The 23,610-nt window shown below is 45.0% G+C and carries 24 protein-coding genes and 2 tRNA genes; 15 read left to right on the top strand and 11 right to left on the bottom strand.

Annotation, left to right across the window (positions count from 1 at the left end; all coding sequences use genetic code 11):
- Positions 1-77 precede the first annotated feature (77 nt).
- From AC27EZ_RS16400 to AC27EZ_RS16355, 10 genes are all read left to right on the top strand, one after another.
- The gene (locus AC27EZ_RS16400) at positions 78-1,679 is read left to right on the top strand and encodes an anthranilate synthase component 1 (RefSeq protein WP_487136358.1); all 1,602 of its coding nucleotides are present in this window, start codon (positions 78-80) and stop codon (positions 1,677-1,679) included.
- Positions 1,679-2,308, top strand: coding sequence for an aminodeoxychorismate/anthranilate synthase component II (locus tag AC27EZ_RS16395; RefSeq protein WP_487136357.1), 630 nt, complete (start codon positions 1,679-1,681; stop codon positions 2,306-2,308). Before AC27EZ_RS16400 ends, AC27EZ_RS16395 begins: the two co-directional genes overlap by 1 nt.
- Positions 2,301-3,332 carry an anthranilate phosphoribosyltransferase gene (trpD, locus tag AC27EZ_RS16390; protein WP_487136356.1) on the top strand — a complete coding sequence of 344 codons (1,032 nt, stop codon included), beginning with the start codon at positions 2,301-2,303 and terminating at the stop codon, positions 3,330-3,332. Before AC27EZ_RS16395 ends, trpD begins: the two co-directional genes overlap by 8 nt.
- On the top strand, positions 3,325-4,722 hold the full coding sequence (trpCF, locus tag AC27EZ_RS16385) for a bifunctional indole-3-glycerol-phosphate synthase TrpC/phosphoribosylanthranilate isomerase TrpF (protein WP_487136355.1): 1,398 nt from the start codon (positions 3,325-3,327) through the stop codon (positions 4,720-4,722). Before trpD ends, trpCF begins: the two co-directional genes overlap by 8 nt.
- 22 nt (positions 4,723-4,744) lie before the next feature.
- Positions 4,745-5,926 (top strand): tryptophan synthase subunit beta, encoded by a 1,182-nt coding sequence (gene trpB, locus AC27EZ_RS16380; RefSeq protein WP_421134191.1) that lies wholly within the window; start codon positions 4,745-4,747, stop codon positions 5,924-5,926.
- Positions 5,926-6,735 (top strand): tryptophan synthase subunit alpha, encoded by an 810-nt coding sequence (gene trpA, locus AC27EZ_RS16375; protein WP_487136354.1) that lies wholly within the window; start codon positions 5,926-5,928, stop codon positions 6,733-6,735. Before trpB ends, trpA begins: the two co-directional genes overlap by 1 nt.
- A gap of 3 nt (positions 6,736-6,738) precedes the next feature.
- Complete coding sequence (locus AC27EZ_RS16370) at positions 6,739-7,041, top strand: YciI family protein (protein ID WP_487136353.1); 303 nt, start codon at positions 6,739-6,741, stop codon at positions 7,039-7,041.
- A 278-nt stretch (positions 7,042-7,319) separates the two neighbouring features.
- Positions 7,320-7,583, top strand: coding sequence for a PepSY domain-containing protein (locus AC27EZ_RS16365; RefSeq protein WP_487136352.1), 264 nt, complete (start codon positions 7,320-7,322; stop codon positions 7,581-7,583).
- A gap of 6 nt (positions 7,584-7,589) precedes the next feature.
- Positions 7,590-8,264: a response regulator transcription factor gene (locus AC27EZ_RS16360; RefSeq protein ID WP_487136351.1), complete on the top strand. Its 675-nt coding sequence runs from the start codon at positions 7,590-7,592 to the stop codon at positions 8,262-8,264.
- Positions 8,261-9,589 carry an ATP-binding protein gene (locus AC27EZ_RS16355; RefSeq protein WP_487136350.1) on the top strand — a complete coding sequence of 443 codons (1,329 nt, stop codon included), beginning with the start codon at positions 8,261-8,263 and terminating at the stop codon, positions 9,587-9,589. Before AC27EZ_RS16360 ends, AC27EZ_RS16355 begins: the two co-directional genes overlap by 4 nt.
- A 2-nt stretch (positions 9,590-9,591) precedes the next feature.
- Here the strand turns inward: AC27EZ_RS16355 and AC27EZ_RS16350 are convergent, their stop codons facing one another.
- On the bottom strand, positions 9,592-10,638 hold the full coding sequence (locus AC27EZ_RS16350; protein ID WP_487136349.1) for an AI-2E family transporter: 1,047 nt from the start codon (positions 10,636-10,638) through the stop codon (positions 9,592-9,594).
- Between the two features lie 72 nt (positions 10,639-10,710).
- On the opposite strand from AC27EZ_RS16350, the gene folX reads away from it, so the two are divergent.
- Both folX and AC27EZ_RS16340 read left to right on the top strand, forming a co-directional pair.
- Positions 10,711-11,079, top strand: coding sequence for a dihydroneopterin triphosphate 2'-epimerase (folX, locus tag AC27EZ_RS16345; RefSeq protein ID WP_487136348.1), 369 nt, complete (start codon positions 10,711-10,713; stop codon positions 11,077-11,079).
- 23 nt (positions 11,080-11,102) lie between these two features.
- Positions 11,103-11,996 carry a TIGR01777 family oxidoreductase gene (locus AC27EZ_RS16340; RefSeq protein WP_487136347.1) on the top strand — a complete coding sequence of 298 codons (894 nt, stop codon included), beginning with the start codon at positions 11,103-11,105 and terminating at the stop codon, positions 11,994-11,996.
- A 115-nt stretch (positions 11,997-12,111) separates the two neighbouring features.
- Here AC27EZ_RS16340 and AC27EZ_RS16335 read toward each other — a convergent pair whose 3' ends face one another.
- Positions 12,112-14,634 carry an ABC transporter permease gene (locus tag AC27EZ_RS16335; protein ID WP_487136346.1) on the bottom strand — a complete coding sequence of 841 codons (2,523 nt, stop codon included), beginning with the start codon at positions 14,632-14,634 and terminating at the stop codon, positions 12,112-12,114.
- Complete coding sequence (locus AC27EZ_RS16330; protein ID WP_487136345.1) at positions 14,635-15,318, bottom strand: ABC transporter ATP-binding protein; 684 nt, start codon at positions 15,316-15,318, stop codon at positions 14,635-14,637.
- Positions 15,319-15,341: 23 nt separating this feature from the next.
- Between AC27EZ_RS16330 and AC27EZ_RS16325 the strand changes: the two genes are divergently transcribed.
- The 3 genes from AC27EZ_RS16325 (at position 15,342) to AC27EZ_RS16315 (ending at position 17,593) form a co-directional block, all read left to right on the top strand.
- Positions 15,342-16,013, top strand: coding sequence for an arylesterase (locus AC27EZ_RS16325; protein ID WP_487136426.1), 672 nt, complete (start codon positions 15,342-15,344; stop codon positions 16,011-16,013).
- A 40-nt stretch (positions 16,014-16,053) separates the two neighbouring features.
- Positions 16,054-16,239, top strand: coding sequence for a hypothetical protein (locus tag AC27EZ_RS16320; RefSeq protein ID WP_487136344.1), 186 nt, complete (start codon positions 16,054-16,056; stop codon positions 16,237-16,239).
- A gap of 364 nt (positions 16,240-16,603) precedes the next feature.
- Entirely contained in the window at positions 16,604-17,593 is a 990-nt protein-coding gene (locus AC27EZ_RS16315; protein ID WP_487136343.1) for a transposase, read from the top strand.
- A 237-nt stretch (positions 17,594-17,830) separates the two neighbouring features.
- Here the strand turns inward: AC27EZ_RS16315 and AC27EZ_RS16310 are convergent, their stop codons facing one another.
- The 8 genes from AC27EZ_RS16310 to AC27EZ_RS16275 all read right to left on the bottom strand — a co-directional run bounded on the left by AC27EZ_RS16310 (position 17,831) and on the right by AC27EZ_RS16275 (position 23,506).
- Positions 17,831-19,114 (bottom strand): amidohydrolase family protein, encoded by a 1,284-nt coding sequence (locus AC27EZ_RS16310; RefSeq protein WP_487136342.1) that lies wholly within the window; start codon positions 19,112-19,114, stop codon positions 17,831-17,833.
- On the bottom strand, positions 19,111-20,538 hold the full coding sequence (locus AC27EZ_RS16305; protein WP_487136341.1) for an amidohydrolase: 1,428 nt from the start codon (positions 20,536-20,538) through the stop codon (positions 19,111-19,113). The genes AC27EZ_RS16310 and AC27EZ_RS16305 overlap by 4 nt, the downstream gene beginning before the upstream one ends.
- A 98-nt stretch (positions 20,539-20,636) precedes the next feature.
- Complete coding sequence (dusC, locus tag AC27EZ_RS16300; RefSeq protein WP_487136340.1) at positions 20,637-21,572, bottom strand: tRNA dihydrouridine(16) synthase DusC; 936 nt, start codon at positions 21,570-21,572, stop codon at positions 20,637-20,639.
- A 142-nt stretch (positions 21,573-21,714) separates the two neighbouring features.
- On the bottom strand, positions 21,715-21,894 hold the full coding sequence (locus tag AC27EZ_RS16295; RefSeq protein ID WP_487136339.1) for a DUF1289 domain-containing protein: 180 nt from the start codon (positions 21,892-21,894) through the stop codon (positions 21,715-21,717).
- Positions 21,895-21,896: 2 nt separating this feature from the next.
- A complete protein-coding gene (locus AC27EZ_RS16290; protein WP_487136338.1) occupies positions 21,897-22,112 on the bottom strand; it encodes a hypothetical protein in 216 nt (71 codons plus the stop codon).
- Between the two features lie 57 nt (positions 22,113-22,169).
- On the bottom strand, positions 22,170-23,075 hold the full coding sequence (locus tag AC27EZ_RS16285; protein WP_487136337.1) for a M14 family metallopeptidase: 906 nt from the start codon (positions 23,073-23,075) through the stop codon (positions 22,170-22,172).
- A gap of 126 nt (positions 23,076-23,201) precedes the next feature.
- Positions 23,202-23,277: transfer RNA gene (locus AC27EZ_RS16280), tRNA-Glu, on the bottom strand.
- Positions 23,278-23,430: 153 nt separating this feature from the next.
- Positions 23,431-23,506: transfer RNA gene (locus tag AC27EZ_RS16275), tRNA-Glu, on the bottom strand.
- Positions 23,507-23,610: the final 104 nt, after the last annotated feature.

Raw genomic sequence — 23,610 nt, 5'->3', positions numbered from 1 at the left:
GTGCGTAATTAAAAACACAAAAAGGCCCGTTTTAACGGGCCTTTTTTTTATCTTTTTGCAGTCGGAGAATGGCAAAAATGAGTTTAGCTGATCTGGGAACAGAACCAGGAAAAGTCGAAACAATCGAACAAGTTGGTCAATATATCGACGATCCACTTGCCGCCTTTTCACATCTGTGCAAAGGAAATAAAAATGCGTTGTTACTTGAGTCAGCGGAAATAGACTCGAAAGACAATTTACAAAGCCTTCTTTTAATCGACGCTGCCCTTCGGTTAGAGTGCAATGAAAATAGCGTAACGGTAAAAGCACTTTCTGATAATGGTGCTTCAGTATTACCACTTTTTATTAGTCACGTACCACCAGGCATGCACGTGGCGAGTCATTCTGATGACACTATTACGCTGTTGTGTGACAAAGCAAGCGGCGAGCTTGATGAAGACAGCCGACTAAAAGCTGCCAGCGTGATGGATGCACTTCGTATCGCTGTAAATAGAATCATCCCTATTCGCCAACACCCCCATGCGGTTTTTCTTGGCGGTGTATTTGCTTACGACATGCTAGCGGGCTTTGAAACCTTGCCGGCGGTCGACGAGGGCGAAAACGACTGTCCGGACTTTGTTTTTTATCTTGCTGAAACGCTTATCACGGTTGATCACCAAACCCGAGAAACACATTTAATAGGCAGTGTGTTTAGTGGAAAAGACGTCGCACAACAGTACTTTTCAGTCTCGCAGCGACTTGAAGCAATTCATCAGCGTTTACATGATATGCCCGCCACACCGGAACTGACCAATTCAGGCAGCATGGCACCCGCATCGTACGAAATGAAGGTAGACAAGAGCGATGAAGCATTTTGCAATGATGTACTAGATTTAAAGCAACATATTTTGGCTGGGGATATTTTTCAGGTAGTGCCCTCAAGAACATTTTCACTTCCTTGCCCCTCTCCGCTACTGGCTTATGCCAAATTAAAAGAACAGAACCCAAGCCCCTACATGTTCTTTATGCAGGATGAAACCTTTGCCATTTTCGGTGCATCGCCAGAGTCTGCACTTAAATATGATAGCGAAACCAATCAGGTTGAAATTTATCCCATTGCCGGCACGCGTCCTCGAGGAAAGCGCGAAGACGGTAGCATCGATTACGATTTGGACAGTCGCATAGAGTTAAACTTACGTGAAGATACGAAAGAGAAATCTGAGCACATTATGCTGGTTGATTTGGCGCGTAATGATGTGGCAAAAGTAAGTCGCCCAGGCAGCCGATTTGTCAAAGATTTACTTAAAGTAGACCGTTACTCACATGTGATGCACTTAGTCTCTCGCGTGGTAGGCCAATTGCGCGATGATTTAGACGCACTCAACGCTTATCAAGCATGCATGAACATGGGGACACTCGTGGGTGCCCCCAAAGTCAGCGCGGCGACACTTATTCGCGAGATAGAGCAAAAACGCAGAGGCAGTTATGGTGGCGCAGTAGGCTACATTAACGGTCAAGGCGACATGGATACCTGTATTGTTATTCGCTCAGCGTTTGTAAAAAATCAGCAGGCCTTTATTCAAGCGGGTGCAGGCGTGGTACATGACTCCATTCCCCAAGCCGAGGCAGATGAAACGCGCGCAAAAGCACAAGCGGTCATAAGCGCAATACGTGCAGCATTGAATGAGGAGATGCAATAATGGACAAACAAATTACCCTTTTCCTCCTCGACAATGTCGACTCATTTACTTACAACTTGGTGGATGAACTACGCACATTAGACATTGCTATTCAGGTATATCGGAACACGGTATCGCCCTCGACACTGCTTGATAAAATGGCGGCGCAAGCAAAGAAAGGGCCGGTGCTACTGATGCTATCGCCAGGTCCTGGCGCGCCAAGTGAAGCTGGCTGTATGCCAGAACTGCTAAAAGCTGTGGCAGGACAATACCCTGTACTGGGAATATGCTTGGGTCATCAAGCCATTGTTGAATATTATGGCGGCGTGGTAGGAAGGGCTAAAACGGTTATGCACGGTAAATCGTCGGCTATTACGCATTCAGGCAAGGCGATGTTTTCAAACCTTCCAAAGCCATTACATGTCGCGCGCTATCATTCCCTAGTGGCAGAAACGCTTCCCCCACAACTGCTAGCGTGTGCGTCGTGCATTAACGACGACGGTTCAGAGGTCATCATGGCTGTGTATAACGAACAAGACCGCATGCTTGGTTTCCAATTTCATCCAGAGTCGATACTTACTGCACAAGGCAGCGCATTACTGAAGCAAAGTATTGATTATTTAACACAACAAGGGCTTAGCAATGTTTAATATAACGCCTATTTTAGAGCAATTAATCGCGCAACAGAGCCTATCTCAATCAGAAGCGTACTCGTTGTTCAACAGCATTATGCATGGCGAACAAAGTGAAGCCGTTATTGCTGCCGTGCTTACAGCGCTTAAAATTAAAACGGAATCTCCGAGCGAAATTGCCGGTGCAGCCAGTGCGATGGTGGCCAATGCAAGGCCGTTCCCCACTCCAGATTATGCGTTCGCGGATATTGTTGGTACCGGTGGCGACGGTCATAACACCATTAATATCTCAAGCGCAGCGGCAGTTGTTGCCGCAGCATGTGGTGTAAAGGTAGCAAAGCACGGAAACCGAAGCGTATCGAGTAAGTCTGGGTCGGCCGATTTGTTTAAGCAATTCGGGTTGCAGCTTGATATTACGCCAGAGCTATCAAGAAAATGCTTAGATGAAGCAAATTTCACATTTCTCTTTGCGCCGGTTTATCACGCAGGCATGCGTTACGCAGCCCCCGTCCGCGCTGCCCTGAAGACAAGAACCCTGTTTAATATACTTGGGCCGCTCGCTAACCCAGCAAGCCCAACCCATGGGGTTTTCGGTGTATATTCACCTGAACTGCTTGAACCTTATGCTAAAACCCTTATGCTGCTAGGCCAACATCGCGCCATGATCGTTCACGGCGACGGGTTAGACGAACTTGCACTGCATGGTGAATCGATTATTTTCGATCTTGAACACGGTGATATTCGTAAACGCACCGTCACTGCTGAAGATTTCGGATTGTCCGCTTACCCCCTTTCTGCGATTGAGGGCGGCGAACCAGAAGAAAACAAAAAATATGTTGAGGCTGCATTGCATGGTGAAGGTCACGAGGCCCACCGAGCAGCAATCGCCATGAACTGTAGTGCATTGCTTAATGTCTCCGGCCATGCCACTTCATTTAAAGACGGCGCAGAAATGGCGATGCAGGCGATGAAAGATGGGACACCACTGCGCGTGTTAGAACAGGTAGCAAATATTACTCAGGAGGTAAGCACGAATGGCTAATGTGCTTGAGAAAATTGTCGCGGATAAACGCATAGAAGTTGAGGCACGAAAAACATCGCTGCCCCTTGATAGCTTTCAAGACCAATTAGTGCCATCTACAAAAAGCTTATTTGCATCGCTCAATGAACCCAATGCCGGTTATATCTTCGAATGCAAAAAAGCGTCTCCGTCAAAAGGGTTGATAAGAGAACATTTTGACCTTGATGAGATTCTAGCGGCTTATACTCCTCATGCTGCCGGTATTTCTGTTTTAACCGATGAAAAATATTTCCAAGGTAAATTTGAATATCTTGAATACGTGACTGCACGCGTGTCTCAACCGGTACTCAACAAAGATTTTTTCGTTGATACCTATCAGGTGTACTTAGCAAGGCATTACAATGCCGATGCGGTACTACTGATGCTAAGCGTACTAAGTGATGATGAATACACCGCGTTGGCAGACGTCGCTGATGCGCTTTCTTTAGACATACTAACCGAAGTAAGCAATGAAGAAGAAATGGAACGTGCTATCGCGCTTAAAGCGAATATTATAGGTATAAACAATCGAAATTTACGTGATTTATCAACCGATTTGGCGACTACCGAACGCTTAGTTCCTATGTTATCCAAGGCTACGCATGAGTTTGTAGTTATCTCGGAGTCTGGCATATATACCCATGATGACGTGTTACGGTTAGCGCCACTATGCCAAGGGTTTTTAGTTGGTAGTGCATTAATGGCACAAAAAGACCTTAAACGCGCTGTTAGCAAGTTGGTGTATGGTGCGGTGAAAGTCTGTGGCTTAACGTCGGTCGAACAAGTACAAACTGCATTCGAAGAAGGGGCATATTTTGGTGGGCTTATCTTCGCTGAAAAATCACCTCGATACGTAACAATGTCAACCGCACAAGCGATGGTAGAGGCAACCGACGGCGCATTCGTTGGTGTTTTTGTTAATGAGTCACAAGCGAGCGTTGTTTCAGCCGCAAGTGAACTAAGCCTTGCTGCCGTGCAGCTCCATGGTAGTGAAGACAGCAACTATATCGCCACGTTACGCCAAGCCCTACCTGACACGTGTCAGATTTGGAAAGCGGAGGGCGTAAACGGTCAACTCCCAGCCACCCTTAATGCATTACTGAACGATAGTAATATCGATAAAGTCTTATTGGACTGTCAAATAGGCAAAGAAAAAGGCGGCACAGGTAAAGCTTTTGATTGGTCGTTACTTAACGCAGTCCATCACAAAGATAAAATTGTTCTAGCGGGCGGCATTAATGCACAAAATGCATCGGACGCTATCAAAGCGGGTTGCGCCATTTTAGACATAAATTCAGGTGTAGAAACCGCCCCCGGCGAAAAGTCTCAAGAGAAGTTAAGCGCATTTTTCTCAGTTTGCCGCCAATACTAAATTAATCATTACAGGACATAGCATGAATCAGTTAGATACAAAATTTGGAGAGTTCGGTGGTATGTATGTACCCGAATTGCTCATTCCTGCACTCGATCAGCTAGAGAAAGCGTTTTTAGACGCAAAAGAAGATCCTAGCTTTAACGAAGAGTTTCTGTCGTTGCTGAAAGATTATGCGGGCAGACCGACAGCAATGACCTTATCACGCAACTTAGTGAGCAACCCAAAGGTTAAGCTTTACCTAAAGCGTGAAGACCTTCTTCACGGTGGCGCGCACAAGACAAACCAAGTGTTAGGCCAAGCGCTATTGACAAAGCGCATGGGTAAAAAAGAGGTGATTGCTGAGACTGGCGCAGGTCAGCACGGTGTAGCAACAGCGCTTGCATGCGCACTACTTGGCTTAAAAGCGCGTATTTACATGGGGGCGAAAGATGTGGAACGTCAGGCTCCAAATGTTTTTCGTATGCGCTTAATGGGCGCTGAAGTCATTCCGGTGAATGCGGGTTCAGGTACACTAAAAGACGCGGTAAACGAAGCTATGCGAGATTGGTCGGCTAACTACGACACCGCGCATTACCTGCTAGGTACGGCAGCCGGCCCTCACCCATTCCCCCATATTGTGCGTGAATACCACCGCATGATTGGTGAAGAAACAAGAGCGCAAATTCTCGAAAAAGAAGGTCGCCTGCCTGATGCAGTAGTGGCTTGTGTAGGTGGTGGCTCTAACGCAATAGGCATGTTTGCTGACTTCATTGATGAAGAGTCTGTAAAACTGGTAGGTGTAGAGCCAGCCGGTAAAGGGGTTCACACCAAAGAGCACGGTGCAACGATAGTGACAGGTACAAAAGGCATTTTACATGGTGCATATACCTACATTATGCAAGATAAAGAAGGCCAAATTGAAGAGAGCTATTCGGTTTCAGCAGGGCTAGACTACCCAGCGGTTGGACCACAACATGCTTATCTACATTCTATCGGCAGAGCACAATATGTAGCGGTAACAGATGAAGAGGCGCTAAACGCGTTTAAGCTGCTTGCCCGTAAAGAGGGTATCATTCCTGCGCTTGAGTCTTCTCATGCAATAGCACATGCTTTGAACATGGCCGATGAAGCAGAAGAAGAAACCATTATCGTGGTTAACCTTTCAGGTCGTGGCGATAAAGACCTTGCTCACGTTATCAATATTTTAGGGGATGATATTTAATGGATAGATATGCAGATATGTTCGCGCGTTTGGACAACAACAATGAAGGCGCGTTCGTACCGTTTGTCATGATTGGTGACCCAGATATTGCGCAATCAGAAGCCATTATTTGCCAACTAATTGAAAGCGGAGCGGATGCACTAGAGTTAGGTATCCCCTACTCTGACCCAATTGCTGACGGCCCGACAATTCAAGCAGCCAGCATTCGTGCCCTGTCACATAGCGTAACCGTGGGCCAGTGCATGGCATTACTTGAACGTGTACGTGCTAAATACCCATCAATACCTATTGGTTTATTGCTATATAGCAATTTGGTCATGGCGAAAGGCATCGATGCGTTTTATGCACTAGCAAGTGCGTCAGGTGTTGACTCTATTCTTATTGCCGATGTACCGATTCGTGAAGCTGCGCCATTCCAAAAAGCGGCCGATGCAACGGGTATCTCTCAAATATTGATTGCGCCGCCAAACGCGACCGATGAAACCATGGAAAAAATTGGCGAATATTCAAAAGGATATACATACTTGCTTGGCCGTGCTGGTGTTACCGGCGCTGAAACCGCCGCCAATGTTCCCGCATCTGAACTTATCGAGCGACTGAAGTCACACGAGTGTGCGCCAGCGTTGCTTGGGTTTGGTATTTCAACGCCGGTTCAGGTTAAAGAAGCTATTGAAGCTGGCGCTGCAGGGGCAATATCAGGATCTGCAACGGTTAATATTATTGCTGCACACCTTGACGATAGCCAAGAGATGTTAAAACAGCTTGGTGATTTTGTATCTTCGATGAAAGCGGCCACGGGGAAAGGATAAACGATGCTTTACATGATTTGTGCGACCGACATTGATAACAGTTTAGAAAAGCGCTTAGCGGCGCGCCCTGACCACCTCGCTCGCCTTAATGCGTTGCAAGATGAAGGACGTTTAGTTATTGCAGGCCCTTTTCCCGCTATTGATAGTGCAGACCCAGGACCAGCTGGTTTTACTGGCTCACTAGTGGTTGCAGAATTTAACTCATTGGAAGAGGCTCAAGCATGGGCTGATTGCGATCCTTACGTAGCCGCAGGGGTTTACGCTTCAGTAACTGTTAAACCGTACAAGAAAGTACTGCCTGCTTAAGTAAACGATAACGTAAAGACTCAAACGCCGGCTCACAATGCCGGCGTTTTTATTTGTCATTACTGTTTCGGACAGTCACACATTTCTAACTGGTTTAACATTTCGGACAGTCATAAAGTTTCGGACAGTCACAAAATATAGGGTAGCGGTTGTGACTGTCCGAATTGTTGAAAGATGTTTGGCAAGGTAGACTACTTAAATAAATTCAGTATTCATTCAGGTCAGTCCTTTATACTGAATAAATGAAATGACGTTGTTTGCAATAATGGTGGGGTTTAATGAAAAAAATAGTACATGCCACATTACTCGGTTTCGTTCTGCTTATAAGCAGTTCCAACCTCGTGCATGCTCAATCGAATACCGCTGTTACTAAGAGTGAGGCTGCAGAAAAGGCAGTAAGAGCAGAAAAAGGGCGTGTTTTAAAAGTTGAACAAACAGCCAAAAGTTATCGCGTTAAAGTGTTAAAAAAATCGGGACGGGTTGTTTCGGTAGATGTAGATAAACGCTCAGGCAAAGTTAAAGCCTCCAACGGTAAGGATTAAATACACATGCGAGTTTTGGTAGCAGAAGACGATAGCAAGTTACTTACCCAATTAGATACCCTGCTTCAAGAGAGTGGTTACAGTGTCGACCTTGCAGATAATGGTGAACGTGCGCTTTATCAACTTCAAGAATATAACTATGACCTGGCTATTGTTGACATCGGGCTACCAAAATTAGATGGCTTCGACGTCATAAGAAAAGCGCGCAGCGAGAATATAAGTACACCCGTTTTAATTCTTACAGCAAGAGACAGGTGGCAAGAAAAAGTAGAAGGCCTAGATTCAGGTGCAGACGACTACCTCACTAAGCCGTTCCATAATGAAGAATTACTGGCCCGGGCAAAAGCGCTAATACGACGAGCGTCAGGACAAGCTAATCCCGTTATTCAGATGGGCCCCATCTCACTTGATACCGTTTCAGAAGAAATTCAACTTAATAGCCTGTCACTTGAGCTTACCGCTTATGAATACAAGGTAATGGAGTACCTTATGCTTAATCCTCAAAAGGTAATATCCAAGACGGAACTAACTGAACACATTTACGACCAAGACTTTGACTTAGATAGTAACGTTATCGAAGTTTTTATAGGCCGACTTCGTAAAAAGCTCGACCCTGATGGAACCATAAAACCGATCGAAACCTTGCGAGGGCGAGGCTATAGGATAAATAGAAACCTATGAGGCAACTCTCTCTGCGCGTAAGAAGCATTATACTTGCCGTTGTCTTATTGGCGCTATTCGCTCCCTTTACTATTTTTATACTCGACGGAGCGTATACAAAAAGCCTGACACAAGCCAAAATGAGTGAGCTTCGACTGATGAACTTAGGTTTATTATCAGCATTCGAACTCGATGGTGATGTTCCTTACATGCCCGAAGTGCTTTATGAGGAACAGCTAAATTTGCCTGGCTCAGGCTATATTGGCGTCATCGTGTTTCGAGATACAGTTATTTGGCAATCAGCCTCAACCCTCGAATACACACTTAACGCCCCCTCTCTACAGGTTGATGTAGGAAACGAGCTTTTTCTAGACAATTACGAAACAACAATCGGCAATGCCGATAACTTTTTCGTATATGCATTCACCGCCGAATTCGCATCGAGTAATCAATTTGAACCCGTTCATTTTTATATTTTAAATGATAAAACACAGTTTTCAGCGGAACGAAAAACCTTTGTGAACACGGCTTGGCAATGGATAGCGACGCTTTGTGTGGTACTGATTGTTTTTATTATCGTTGGTATAAGCCTTGTGTTAGCCCCAGTAAGAAAGCTAATTAGTGAAATTGCTCACGCCGCAACAGGTAACAAAAACCAGCTTGAGGCTCGCTATCCTGTAGAATTTGATTCACTCAAGCGCGCGATTAACAGCTTACTTACGTCTGAAGCTGAGCAACGTTCGCGATACAAAAATAGCTTGGGGGATTTAGCGCATAGCCTTAAAACGCCTCTTGCCGCGGCGATGGGAACTAATTCATTGCCATTTGAGGCCATAGAGTCGTTAACTCAAATAGATAATATCATCCAGCGGCAACTAAAGCGCGCTAGCGCCGGAAAGTCAGGGTGGCAAGCGTCAATAGCGGTATGGCCATTACTATTGAAACTTGCAGACGCAATGGACAAAGTCTACGGTCATAAGCATCTTACGATAAGCTTAGATGGCAATGATGAGGCAGTGTTTAAAGGTGACCAAACTGATCTAATGGAGTTATGCGGAAATATTCTCGATAATGCCTGTAAAGCGGCTGACTCGATAGTGAACGTTACTGTTATTCAAGACAAAGAGTGGCTAACGATAGCAATTGACGATGATGGCCCTGGTATACCAGAGAGCGAACGCACCACGTTGTTGGCCAGGGGTACTCGGCTTGATACCTACGCTGAAGGACAAGGGATAGGAATGGCAATAGTCAGTGATTTAGTTGCGATTTACGAAGGCAAGCTGCATATCGAAAAAAGCCCCTTGGGCGGGGCTAGCATTCAAATAAAGTTTCCTAATAGCTAACGTTATTGGATTGCTGGTTTTTCGTCCCCTTCGCTCGATAGCAGTACCGCTATCCACTTACTCTCTTCGCGAGACTCCAACGCAATTTTAACTACCATCGTCAACGGTACGGACAGCAGCATACCCACGGTGCCGAGCAACCACCCCCAAAAGATCAATGAAAGAAAGACAACGAGTGTACTTAAGCCCATTCCTCGGCCCATCAGCTTTGGCTCGACCATATTCCCCATAATAGTATTAACGAGTAAAAAGCCTAATGCTGCAAAGCCAGCTGAAGGTAGACCAAACTGAACAAAGGCAATCAGCACGGCAGGCACGGCGGCAATAATAGAGCCGATATTGGGGATAAAGTTAAGCATAAATGCCAACACAGCCCACAGTAAAAAGTGATCCACACCCATCACATAAAGCCACACGCCAATAATAAGGCCGGTACCTAAACTTACCACGGTCTTTATTGCCAAATAACTGTTAACAGAGCGAATGAATTTGTCGATGTGTTTAAGCTTCATGTCAGGATCGGCTAGCGCAATATGTAGCCGTTTAGGTATCGATTCAGCTTCAAAAAGCATAAATATAACGGTTAACAAAATGAGGAACAGGTTTGATAACACACCGCCCATTCCGCTAATGAAGTTTGTTGCGACTGACATTGCTGTAGCAGGGTCAAGGTGCGAAGCAATGAGCTCTCGGTTAATGTAAATATTGAATTCAGCGAGTTTAGCCACTACCCATTCAAATTCTGTATCTAACTTGGCTCGGTATTCTGGCAAATTTTCTTTAAATTCAGTCATTGACTGGCCAACAAGGCCCGCAAGAAGAAAACCAAAAACAACTATAAGCAGTATAACTAAGGTAATTGAAAGCCAACGCGGGACGCCGTATTTTGATGTCCAACGGATAACAGGGCTACACGCAATGGCAATAAACACCGAAAGAAAAAATGGAACCATAATGGCACTTGCTGCCTTTACGCCAGCCATAATAATAACTAAACATGCTAAAACAATGAAGATTTTTGCTGTTGGGGATCGCAGTTCCATAGACATTCTGTGCTACATTCCTAATTAAACTACATCACTTTACAACGACTTATCGCTAACTACAAACAAGAGACAACTATGAATTTCAACTTAGCTACAATAAGAATTAAAAACCTGAGACTGCGCACCTACATAGGAATCAACGAAGACGAAATTAAAAACAAGCAAGATGTGGTGGTGAATGTAAAGATTGACTACGACGCAAGCACCGCGTCTAACACTGACAACATGGACGACGCACTTAACTACAAAATTATCACTAAGGCGATTATTAAGTTAGTTGAGGATAATCGTTTCTCTTTACTCGAAAAGCTTACTGGTGATGTTCTGAGCATCGCTGCTGAACATGACTCTGTACGCTATGCTGAAGTTGAAGTGGATAAACCGCACGCGCTGCGTTTTTCTGATTCTGTATCGCTCACACTTTCGTGTAATAAAACCGCGTAACATAACGATACACCGGAGGACTTATGCACATATTGCTTACTGGCGGCACAGGGCTTATTGGTAGTGCACTTGTAGAACGCTTGCGCAGCAGTCATAGCATTACTGTAGTGACTCGCAATACTGACGCAGCAAAATCGAAGCTAGGGAGCGAACTGTCATACTTGAATTCTGTAAACGAAATCGCAGATATTGGCGCATTTGATGCTGTTATAAACTTAGCGGGTGAGCCAATAGCAGACAAACGGTGGACTACCAGCCAGAAAGCCAAAATATGCGATAGCCGGTGGGGGATCACTGCATCGCTAGTCGCAAAAATCAATGAAAGTGCTTCTGCTCCTCGTGTTTTCATATCGGGTTCTGCTATTGGGTATTATGGGCGCCAAGGTGAACGTGATGTCGTGGAGTCGACAATGCCTCACAAAGAATTTACGCATGATGTATGCAGTAAATGGGAAGCGATAGCGAATACTGTCACGAATAACCGAACGCGTGTTTGCACGCTGCGTACAGGCGTTGTTTTATCTGAAAATGGCGGCGCGTTGGCCAAAATGGCGCTTCCATTTAAGCTAGGTGTTGGCGGTACGCTAGGGACTGCAGAGCAATATCTTTCATGGATCCATCTTGAAGATATGGTTGCTGCCATCATTCATCTTTTGAATTCGCCCGATTGCGAAGGCCCTTATAATATGACCGCGCCGGTACCGGTTACCAACAAAACATTTTCTCACTCACTAAGTAAGGCGCTTTCCAGGCCCTGCTTTTTTAATGTGCCTGCATTTGTTATGAAGATAGCAATGGGAGAATCGTCAGATATGATTCTAGAGGGTCAAAAAGTATTGCCAGACAAACTCATAAAGTCCGGGTTTACTTTTACTTATCCAACCGTCGATGAGGCGCTTCACGCCATTTATTCCTAACCACACTTCATTTCGGACAGTCATAAACTTTATGACTGTCCGAAAATAAAAAAGCACCTTTAAAAAACATGCTAACGCGTTTAGGGCAGTCAGTAATGTGACTGTCCTAAACCGGTTAGACCATTTTCTTAAGGAGTTCCGAGGTATTCAACGACAGCAAGCGCCAGCATGCTACAGCGCCTAATGTGCCAACCACTACCGCACCGACCACGGGCGACAGTAACCAATATTCAACGTGCAAACTCGCAGTCATCTTGAATATATTTGTTTGCAACAGATATAAGCTGAGTTCATTAGCAAATGCCGCCATAAGCCCAGCAACGATGCCGATAATGACAAACTCATACACCACACTTTTGCGAATCAAGCTCCCTTTCGCCCCTAACGTTCTCAATATAGCCAGTTCTTGCCTTCGCTCATCCATGCTTGCTTGTACCTGCGCTATTAAGACTAAGCTACCAGCAAGCAGCACTAAAATGAGAATGAACTCAACCGCTACGGATACTTGCTCAACTATCTCCCTTAGTTGATTAATACGAGCGTCGACATCAAACATTGTAATAGCGGCAAACGGTTTAAGAAGCTCTGTTAGCTCCGCTTTACGCTCTGATGGTAAAAAGAAGCTCGTAATATACGTCGGGTTAAAAGCCTCCATAGCTTGCGGGTGTATTACGAAAAAGAAGTTTGGCTGCATCGTCTGCCAATTAACTTTTCGTATACTAGTTACGCGGGTTTTTACTATCTCGCTTCCTACGTTAAAGGTAAGCCTATCCCCCATTTTTATTTTAAGCCTTTCAGCAACCCCCTCTTCCACCGACACAGGATAAGTATCGATGCCAGCATCAATGACACTGTTGTCATGCCATGCTCCTTCAACAATCTCATTTTCTTTTTGTAACGTATTACTCCACGTGAGGTTTGCTTCTCGGCCCAAGCCTTGGCGGCCTTCTCGATCTTTCTCTTCCTCTTTGGTAATTTCAGAATTTACACCTTCATCATTTACCGCGGCGAAGCGACCACGGATAACCGGGTAAAACTCTTCAATTTCAACGCCGCTATCAGAAAAGTGACTGTCCAACCCCGCTTTTTGATCGCTAGTGATGTTAATGAGAAAGTAGTTTGGCGTGCCTTCAGGCAATTGAGAGCGCCATTGCGACACCATGTCATTTCGCATTACCAACACAACGAGCAGTAGCATTATCGTGACTGAAAAACTGATCAACTGAACACTGTTGTTCATAGCACGTCGTTTGATTCGTGCCCAGGCCAATTGCCATGGCCCAATTGCGCCAGAGCCAAGTTTTCTTCCAAGGGAGATGAGCAAATAGGTAGCACCTAGAAGGCCTAAGACAAGGACGGAGCCAGATAAGAACAATATCGCACTTATTCTAAGGTCTTGGCTGTATAGGAACATAAGTAGAAAAATAGCACCGCCAGATGCTGCGTACTGAATACCTCTAGAACGCACGCTGCTCTCAACATCTTTTCTCAATACGCGCAATGGGGGCACTGAAAAAAGCTGTAACAGTGGATAGAGCGAAAACAATAACGCGCACGCCGCTCCAGTCGTTATAGCAATAATTACTGGGCGCCAATGCCATACGGACAGCGCAACATCAATACTATCAGCGAGTGCCCATACAACGATCTGCTGTCCAACAAACCCGATAAGCAAACCAATTATAATGCCCAAAAGCGTAATAAAAATGACCTGTAATAGATATACCAAACGAATGACTTGCTTGGTAGCCCCTAACGTTTTCATTATCGCAACGGGGTCGAAGTGGCGTTGTGCATATCGTTGAGCTGCGACAGCTATCGAAACCGCCGCCAATACTATTGCAAGCAGACTGGCCAGCAAGAAATAGCGCTCAGCACTTGCAACACTTTGACCAATAGCCGATTCATCATCCTCTACGGTCCGCCATGAATGTAAATCGTCATTTAACTGCGGAAATAGCCAATCATTGAATTCATTCAGGTTGCTTTTTTCGCCCGCAAAGTAGGCGATAAAGCGGGCACGGCTTCCTGGCCCAACGACAGCGGTTTTGTCTAAGTCGTCCATATTCATAAGAACGATGGGGTCGGTGTTGAATACACTGAAGCCTGCATCTGGAATGTCGACCAGTACGTTTGATACGGTAAAAACAGCATCGCCTATTTCTATTTTATCGCCAATATTGACATTTAAGGTTTGAAATAACCTTGATTGGATCCATGCTTCGCCTGAATTAGGTAGTTCGTTCGATTCCTTTTTCACGCCAAACGGTACATCGCTTATCGATACGGCCCCTTTAAGTGGATAATCATTGTTAACGGCACGTAAATCTACCAAGGACATCATATCGCCGTTGAACACCATAGACCGCGTGCTTACTTGCTTAGCGGTGGCGAGTTCGTTTTCACGCGCGCGAGTAAGCCATGCCTCATCAATGGGTTTGTCCGACCTTAATTGCGCGTCTGCCGCAATAAACGCCGCGCTCCGTGACTTCAACACGCCCTGAAGCCTTTCACTGAAAAGCGACAAAGATAAAACTGCCCCCACAGATAAGACAATCGCAAGTAGGATGATAGTCAACTCACCCCGTCGCGCCTCGTGCTTAAAAAGACGCCACGCAAGACTCAATGCCATCTTCATTTACACAACCTCTTGTGTAGTCGTGGTTTCAACAAGTGAACCGGCCTGCATCGTTAATTGCCTATCGCAGTGCTCAGCTAGCTTATTATCATGGGTTACTAGAACAAGCGTTGTGCCCTTTTCTTTATTAAGCTTGAAAAGTAATGCTTCAACTTTATCGCTATTCTTCGCATCTAAGTTCCCTGTGGGCTCGTCTGCAAACAAAATCTTGGGTGATGTTATAAAGGCCCTAGCAATTGCAACACGCTGCTGCTCACCACCAGACAATTGATTTGGAAAATGATGAGCACGATGCGAAAGCCCAACGTCTTCAAGAATGGATAGTGCTTTTTGCTTGGCATCAGCTAAGCCTGCGATTTCTGCCGGCAACATAACGTTTTCAAGCGCAGTAAGGCTTTGTACAAGCATGAAGCTTTGAAAAATAAACCCTACCGTGTTGCCACGTAGCACTGCACGCTGCTCTTCATCGAGTGAGTGTAGAGGTTGGTCATCAAGAAAGATCTCTCCTGATGTTACTTCATCTAACCCCGCAAGAAGCCCCAAAAGTGTAGATTTTCCGGAACCTGACGCACCAATGATAGCAACAGACTCACCTTGCTTGACTTCAAAAGAAATTGGTTGAAGGATCTGTAAAGTACCTTCACTCGTAGTTACTGACTTAGTTACTTGTGCTGCTTTAATCATATAAGGGTCATCAATTCGTGTTTATTCATCTGTTCAAAAAGGCCGTATTTGTTGCACTGGCTGCTTTCACATTATTTGGCTTATTTATACCAAACTCAGCGTTATCAGATCAGCGCTACGAAACGGATAATGATAAATCTGCGGTTCTTTTAATTCTTGGTGACAGCCTATCTGCTGCTTATGGGTTAGAGCAACAACTTGGTTGGGTCAGTTTGTTACAAAATAAGTGGCAAGACGAGAAGATTAAGATTGAAATCGTAAATGCTGCGGTGAGTGGTGAAACAACGGATGGAGGGCTTGCTCGATTACCAAGGCTACTAGAACAGCATATGCCAACGCATGTTTTCATTGAGCTTGGGGGCAACGATGGACTTCAAGGCCATAATACGAACAAGATAATGCGTAACCTTGAAAAAATAGTGATTACGAGCAAAGCAAGTGGCGCTGAAGTTTTTATTCAGGATATTCAAATTCCGACAAATTATGGCCGGCGATATTCAGAGATGTTTCAAGGCAATTACGAACGTGTTGCATCAACCCAGAATGTAGTAAAAATCCCATTTTTTCTTGAAAACATTGCGCTAAATGAAGAATTAATGCAAAGAGATGGTATCCATCCAAACGCGGAAGCACAGCCATTAATTGCTGATTTTATGTATGAACAATTAACAAATTTAATCTTCACTGATGAATAATTGTGCTATATTTTGATAAAGTTTAACGAGAGGATTTGAGATGGACGTATCATCAGTTGCGCAAAACTCTGCGCCGGTTTCAACGCTACTCGAAGCGCCACAGCAGCGCCAGCAAATACAACAATCGCAGCCTCAACAAGTCGAGCCTGCCGAGGCGTCGTCAACGCAACAAACATCGCCACAAAACGATGGGCGTGTTGGATCTCGAGTCGATTTATTCGTTTAAGTGAGTCCCTACTCTTTCGTTAATACGAAAAAGGTATAAAATTTATCATCAAACCATAGAGCGCTTTTTAGCGCTCTATTTGCTGTTGTGGCAATATCGGACAGTCGGAAGTATCGCGCGGCAACATCGGACCGCGGTAACATCGGACAGTCGCATTAACATCGCGCATTAACATCGAACATCGGACAGTCAGGGAACAACAGGTAGGACAGTCAGAAACATAGCGCTTTATTTATTTGCTTCTAAAAGACAAAGATCCATCGAAAAAGCCCTAACTCGACCTGTACGAAAACCAATCTTTTGCTCAGGCCCATATTTTTCGAAAATTGAAGATACTAGTTGTTTTTCAAAATCGAGAAAACCAATGCCGCTTCCAAGATATAAACAAGTCAACCTTGAAGAAACGCCTTTCTATCACTGCACTACTCGCTGCGTTCGTCAGTCGTTTCTTTGTGGTAAAGATAAAAGGACTGGAATAAATTATGAACATCGGCGGCAATGGATTGTGGACAGGATGCATAGCCTTTCTGACGTTTTTGCCATCGACTTATGTGCCTATGCTGTGATGCATAATCACATTCATGTCGTTTTACATATAGCGAAGGGCAGATCTGACAGCTGGAGTATGGATGAAGTTCTTCTTAGATGGCGAAAATTTTATAAGTGCCCTTCAATTATACGGCGCTACCTATCTGTAAAAAACAAATCGGAATTAAAGGATGATGAAGTTAAAGAGGTTCACAAAATAGCGTCTGTTTACCGCCAGCGCTTACAGTGTATTAGCTGGTTTATGCGCATGCTAAATGAATACATTGCTCGTAAGGCAAACAAAGAAGACAAGTGCACGGGTTATTTTTGGGAACGTCGATTCCGCTCGCAGGCGATATTGGACGAAAGAGCACTTGCGGCGGTTATGGCTTATGTCGATTTAAATCCTATCCGAGCCGGTATAGCAAAAACACCAAGCACCTCTGATTTTACCAGTATTAAATATCGGCTTAACGCTGAACGTGTTGGTAAGACTCCGAAATATTTGGCGCTATTTAAAGGTCATGCTGAAAAGAATACCCGTCGTCATGCTTTGCCCTTTACACTACGTGAATATGTGGGCCTACTTAACCAAACTCGCCAAATGTCCAAAAAACCAACGTTGCCGACTACACATAATAATAAGTACGTTGTGATACACAGCGTAAAAACCTCCCTTAATACCTGGCAAACGTTGTCTAGTCAGTTTGAGCATATATTTAAGTGCTCTGCGGGTTCACCTTCAGCAATAAGGCATTTTGCAAATGCATGTAACTACGGGCACCTACCGAATACTAATGTAGTAGCCAAATTATTACGCCAATAAACTTTGGACCCTGGGAAACGTTGAAATAAAGTTATTTGATGAGTAAATGCAAAGACGTGAGGTATTTGGGACAGTCAAAATGTTTGACGATGTTTGAACACTAAGATCGAGCTATCGCCATTGTACTCATCGTTACAGTTTCAGCGAACGAGCATTTGAAAAGGTAACGGAAGTGAAAGAAATCGGACAGTCACAATCACAGTTTCTCAGAGGAGTATTGCGACTGTCCGAAGGATGCTAATTGAGTTCGCGATAATAATGCGAAGGCTTCTCTGCACCAGTTTGCTGTAGCAACAAATATCGGTCACGAAGTTTAGTCTGTCGAGACTCCATCTGCATAACTTTGCCGTTTGAGATTACGATCTCCGCCGCTTCTGTTACCTCAAGCGGATCGCCCGACCATACAACGATATCTGCAACCGCACCACTTTTGAGAACGCCTAATGTATTTTCTACGCCTAATATCTCAGCAGGTACACTTGTCAAACTAGCAATACCAGCCTCATGAGGAAGCCCATTTGCCACAGCGTTTCCGGCGTGCTGAGCAGCAAGACGAATATTATGCGTATCCATTCCTATCGCCACCTTCACACCCGTAGCATGAAGCCTAGCGGCGTTAGCAAGCGTGGCCCCCATTTGGTCAAAGCCACCTGGCAAGTTATATTCAGGGTCTATAATAACGGGGATATTTGCCTTTGACAGTGCGTCCGCTTCTCTCCAAGCTTCCACTCCATGCACCAAGACAACTCGGACAGTCGGATGCCGATGTTTAAATTCGATAACTTGGCGAATATCTGCTGCCCGGTCTGCACGCATAAATAACGGGACGCTACCATTCAACACCTGTTTTAGGCTTGCAACATCGCTACGTGTATTTATCCCGTACCAACCTTTTTCCGGCGACAACACGTTACTTGCCCCCTTTGCTTCGGCAAACATCTCCTCTAGCGCAACCCATAACGCCGCCCTGGAGCCTCCAGCAGCTTCAGCACCATTACTTCCGACATCTACGTTCATAAATGCTCTTGCTTTAACAAGCGGTGCATTGTCGCTTAATGAAATAACTGCTCCCATGCCATCGAACATATAATCTGAGCCCATTATGGATGTCGCAGCCGACGTCATGCCCTCCAACCGAGTAATTGCAATTAGCGATGAATCCGGATTAATGGCATAGCTGACATCAAGTGCCGCACCGCTATTTGTTACTGGTGATTTCTCAACACTTGCATCAACTACACCAGATGAGGACGAAACTTCAACAAGGCCTAACGATGTCATCGCACCAATAAATCCAGGCGTAACTACTTTACCCGAAGCATCGATAACTTGATAACCAGCAGGTCTCTCCACACCATCGATCACACGCTCAACCTTTCCGTTTTTAACTAAAACCGTCGCCGATTTTAGCGTGCCTTGGCTAGACATCGTGTGTACCTGCCCACCAACAATTGCGATGTTTTCACTCAACACAACTGCAGAGAAAAACAAACTAAAGATTACTATTGCAATGCGATTCATTTATTGTCTCCTTCGCCCACTTGACCCAGCTCAAAATCGCTCACTGGCCAACTGTTTGTATCATTTAGTGAATAGGCTAATCCTCCATCTATGTAAACTTCTTCAGCTTTTGAGTACGTCGAAAACGGGTCTCCAGTCCAAAGAACAATATCAGCTTGCTTACCTACCTCTAACGACCCCGTTTTGTCAAAAATTCCTAGTGACTTAGCTGGATTAGCTGAAAGCCACTGCCACGCGTCTTCAATCGAAATATCGATACCTGCTCGGCGTCCATCTGACCATGCTTTCGCCGCTTCTTGATTCAATCGCTGAATTCCCAAGTCACTGTCAGAGTGAACAATCGCACAAGCACCTGCCGAATGTACGGCTGGGATATTCTCGCGTATACCGTCATATGCTTCCATTTTGAAACCATACCAGTCGGCCCACATAGCAGAGCACACATTGTTCTCTTTCAATTTGTCAGCAATTTTGTAAGATTCGACCGCGTGATGAAAAGTACCAATCTGATAGTCAAACTCCTGCATCAAATCCATCATTACCGTCATTTCGTCAGCGCGGTAGCAATGCATATGGACACGTATATCTCCCGCTAACACACCCGCAAGAGTTTCTAACTTCAAATCACGCTTAGGGGCTTTAGGATCTTTGCCTGCTTCATAATCTTTCTCATACCTTTCCCATTTTCTCATATAATCCTGGGCGTCTGACCATGCCTGACGATAACCAGCGACATTCCCCATACGAGTCATTGGACCGCCTTTTTGACCATAAACACGTTTTGGATTTTCGCCACACGCCATCTTAATTCCATAGGGTGCGCCGGGGAATTTCATATCCTGCATGGTACGATTTGGTACATTTTTGAGTACCACAGAGCGCCCGCCAAATAAGTTAGCTGAACCTGGAAGAATTTGTAATGCAGTGACACCGCCAGCAAGTGCCCGACCAAAACCGGGGTCCTGCGGCCAAACGGAATGCTCGGCCCAAACCTGCGCTGTCACAGGGTTAGTCATTTCATTTCCGTCCGAATGAGAACGAGTAGAGGGAGAAGGATAAACCCCGAGATGGCTGTGGTTATCGATTATACCTGGCGTTACCCACTTACCGTCACCGTTGATGACCGTCGTATTTTCAGCAGTATTTAGTGACTGTCCAGAGTTGCCTATTGCTTGGACCTTCCCGTCGACAAAGTAGATGCTTCCCCCTTCAATTTTATTACCAACGCCGTCAAGAATGGTGACATTCGTTATTAGCGTGGGCCCACCGTCAATGGATCGGTAAGTGCTTGGGTATGGGTTAGTATCGATAACGACTTTTTGACTTTGTTGTGCTTTATCCTGCTTCTCATCTGTGCATCCCACAGCGACAAAAGCAAAAACACAAGCCAGCGCAATAATGCGTTTGGTTGAATGTAATTTCATGTTTTCCCCGGAGTTTTATTTTTATTTTCACAACGTGCCTCGTTAGCGTAGCTAACTTGAAGGAATCTGCAACGTGTGAGGGGTAAACACGTAAAAAATTAAGAGGATTGGCGTGACAGTACGTCGACAATATCTTTCGAAACAGTTAAACGACGAATGTCGTTAAAAAGCACTTCAGCCTCTGGATACTGCTTTTTCAAATAACCACACCACTGCTTAATTCTATTTGGATAATATCGTCCTTTATCGCCATAGATTTCATACCCCGAGTATTGAATCAAAAGCGCCGCTACATCGGACCAAGGCATAGGTGCTTCAGCATTTTTTATGCACTGAGCTAAGTTCGGCATTGCAAGCGCGCCCCTGCCGATCATTAAGTTGTCACATGCAGATTGCATCTGGCACTGTTTAGCGTCCGCGCTATTCCAAATTTCACCATTTGCTACCAGAGGAATCGTGGTGTGTGCCTTAATCTTAGCAATCCAATCCCAGTAGGCTGGTGGTTTATATCCTTCTGTTTTAGTACGCGCATGCACGACTAATTCAGATGCGCCGGCCTCAGTGATTGCGATTGCATTATCTATGGCAAGTGACTTGTCTTCAAACCCTAACCTGATTTTTGCGGATACGGGTATATGATCGGGAATTGCATCACGCACGGCCTTAACTATGTTATAGAGCGTTTGAGTCTCTTTAAGTAGTACCGCGCCACCTTTGCTTTTGTTTACCGTTTTTGCAGGGCAACCAAAATTCAAATCAACACCCGGAGAGCCTAACTCAGCTACGGTAACTGCGTTTTCCGCCAACCATTCAGGATGTTGCCCAAGCAATTGAACTCTAACTGGCACACCTGATGGCGTTTTTCCGCCGTTATGAAGTTCAGGGCAAAGTTTGTAAAAGGTTTTTTTAGGAAGTTTTTGGTCAACAACACGCACAAACTCGGTAACGCACTGATCGAACCCACCAACGCGTGTCAGCATATCTCTCATTAAATGGTCAACTACCCCTTCCATAGGAGCAAGCATAATTTTCATAGCGAGTGGCATTTCCAAGGATGTTCAGAATTTCGGCGCGAGAGTGTAGCAGATTGAATGAGGCTATGCTATTCACTATACCCATCTAGGATTGTGACTGTCCTAAATTAATTATTGGGCTTTGTGACTGTCCGAAAAGGGTTTAAGGTTTATGACTGTCCGAAACAGTTTTAAGTAAGTCTAAGCGTTCCATTACCTGCAGCTTTTGTGTTTGCGAAAACGCAGCCCAACCGACTATCTCATCAATTGTACGCTTGCATCCTTCGCAGATATCATCTTCAGATAACTTACATTGTGCTATGCAGGGCGATAGGTTTTTCATAATTAACTCGCGGGTTGTGCAGGAATACCTAATGTACCGTTACTCGTTGAAGCAATAACATCCAAAACAGACTGAGTCGGTTCTTGGTTACACCATAAACATACATAGCAACCATATTGCTGCTGTAAATATGCCTCAAATGCTGCCAAGTCCGACACATCCTGCTTTACAAGATGTTGCCTGTTGCCATCATAAATTACTGCTGAAAATGTATACAAAGACGCCTCCTCACTCGAGAAGGCAATATACATCTAGACGTCTAAACGTTCAAGCGTCTATTTCAAGAAATCTATTGCAGCGCTAATTGCGGCGACTTGTGCATCATTGCAAATTTCAGGTGTAGCATTCTCACTATCAGGGTACACCTCCGTAGTGGTCACGAAATTAGCATCCGTCATACCGCCACATAAGAATAACGCTTTTTTGTCGTAGCAAATAACGCCATCGCTTTCTACATCTGCACCGATAATTTTTCCGTTTTCATCAGCTGGTGCAATGTGAGTTACACGCCTTACCGCATCGATAACTGCTTTTTGAAACGCAAGTTGTGGGTTCGCCAAGTTTGCTACTGTGTAAAAACCATCTGGGATATTCCAGTTATCATGGCTTACGCCATCTCGTGCAGCGAGTGCTGGCCTAAATTCACTGTTGTCAGTATCTGTCGTTTCATGAAGATCGATATGGAGTAAAAGATCAACCTCTAAGCTTTCAACAAATGACATCAACTCAGCCGATTCTGGCGCAGGAGAATTAGCATAAAAGGAACGATTAGGATCAAGCGCCATCGGGTTCCAACGGTTTATGGTTTCATATCCCCAAGGGCTCACACAGGGCACGACAAATACATTGAAGTCTGCAGCGTAATCTTTCAAGCCACGTTTAATAAATTTAAGCGCCCCTTGTACACCACTTGTTTCATAACCATGCACGCCACCTGTAACCAATACAGACGGCTTTGTTTTGTCTACTGACGTTGGAACAACCGCATAAAGCGGAAAACGAGCTTCGTCGTAAGGCAATGCGCCGTACTGCTTCTGCTCAAAACCGATTGGAATGATAGATGACAACGGTGTGAGTACCTCATCGCCATAACTACGTTTTACAGTTTGTAGTGCTTTCCACTCTGCTTTTTGTTCTTCTCCCCACGGCGTGCCTGGAGTCCCTATTGGATATTGCTGCATAATGCACCTCTTAATTTGAATCGTAATCGTAACAAGCCATGAAGAAAATGTATGTGGGAACTCGATAAAAGTAGACTAGTGTGGGGTAGAAACAAAAAAACCAGCCGTTTGGCTGGTTTTTCTATATGGCGTCCCCTAGGGGATTCGAACCCCTGTTACCGCCGTGAAAGGGCGGTGTCCTAGGCCTCTAGACGAAGGGGACTGAAAATCTTCTTTCGAAAGCTTCGCTTTCGAGATTTTCAGTAAGGCGAAGTGAGCCAGCGAACTGAGCGACCTTTTCCTTACCGAAATTTCAGTCCGGAGCTAAAAAACTCCAGCCTATTTCACAGTATTAATCGACTGTGACGCGATAATATGGCGTCCCCTAGGGGATTCGAACCCCTGTTACCGCCGTGAAAGGGCGGTGTCCTAGGCCTCTAGACGAAGGGGACTGAAAATCTTCTTTTGAAAGCTTCGCTTTCGAGATTTTCAGTAAGGCGAAGTGAGCCAGCGAACTGAGCGACCTTTTCCTTACCGAAATTTCAGTCCGGAGCTA

It is taken from the genome of Alteromonas sp. 4NH20-0056 (assembly GCF_057539655.1).
This window is presented reverse-complemented; position numbering and strand designations above follow the sequence as displayed.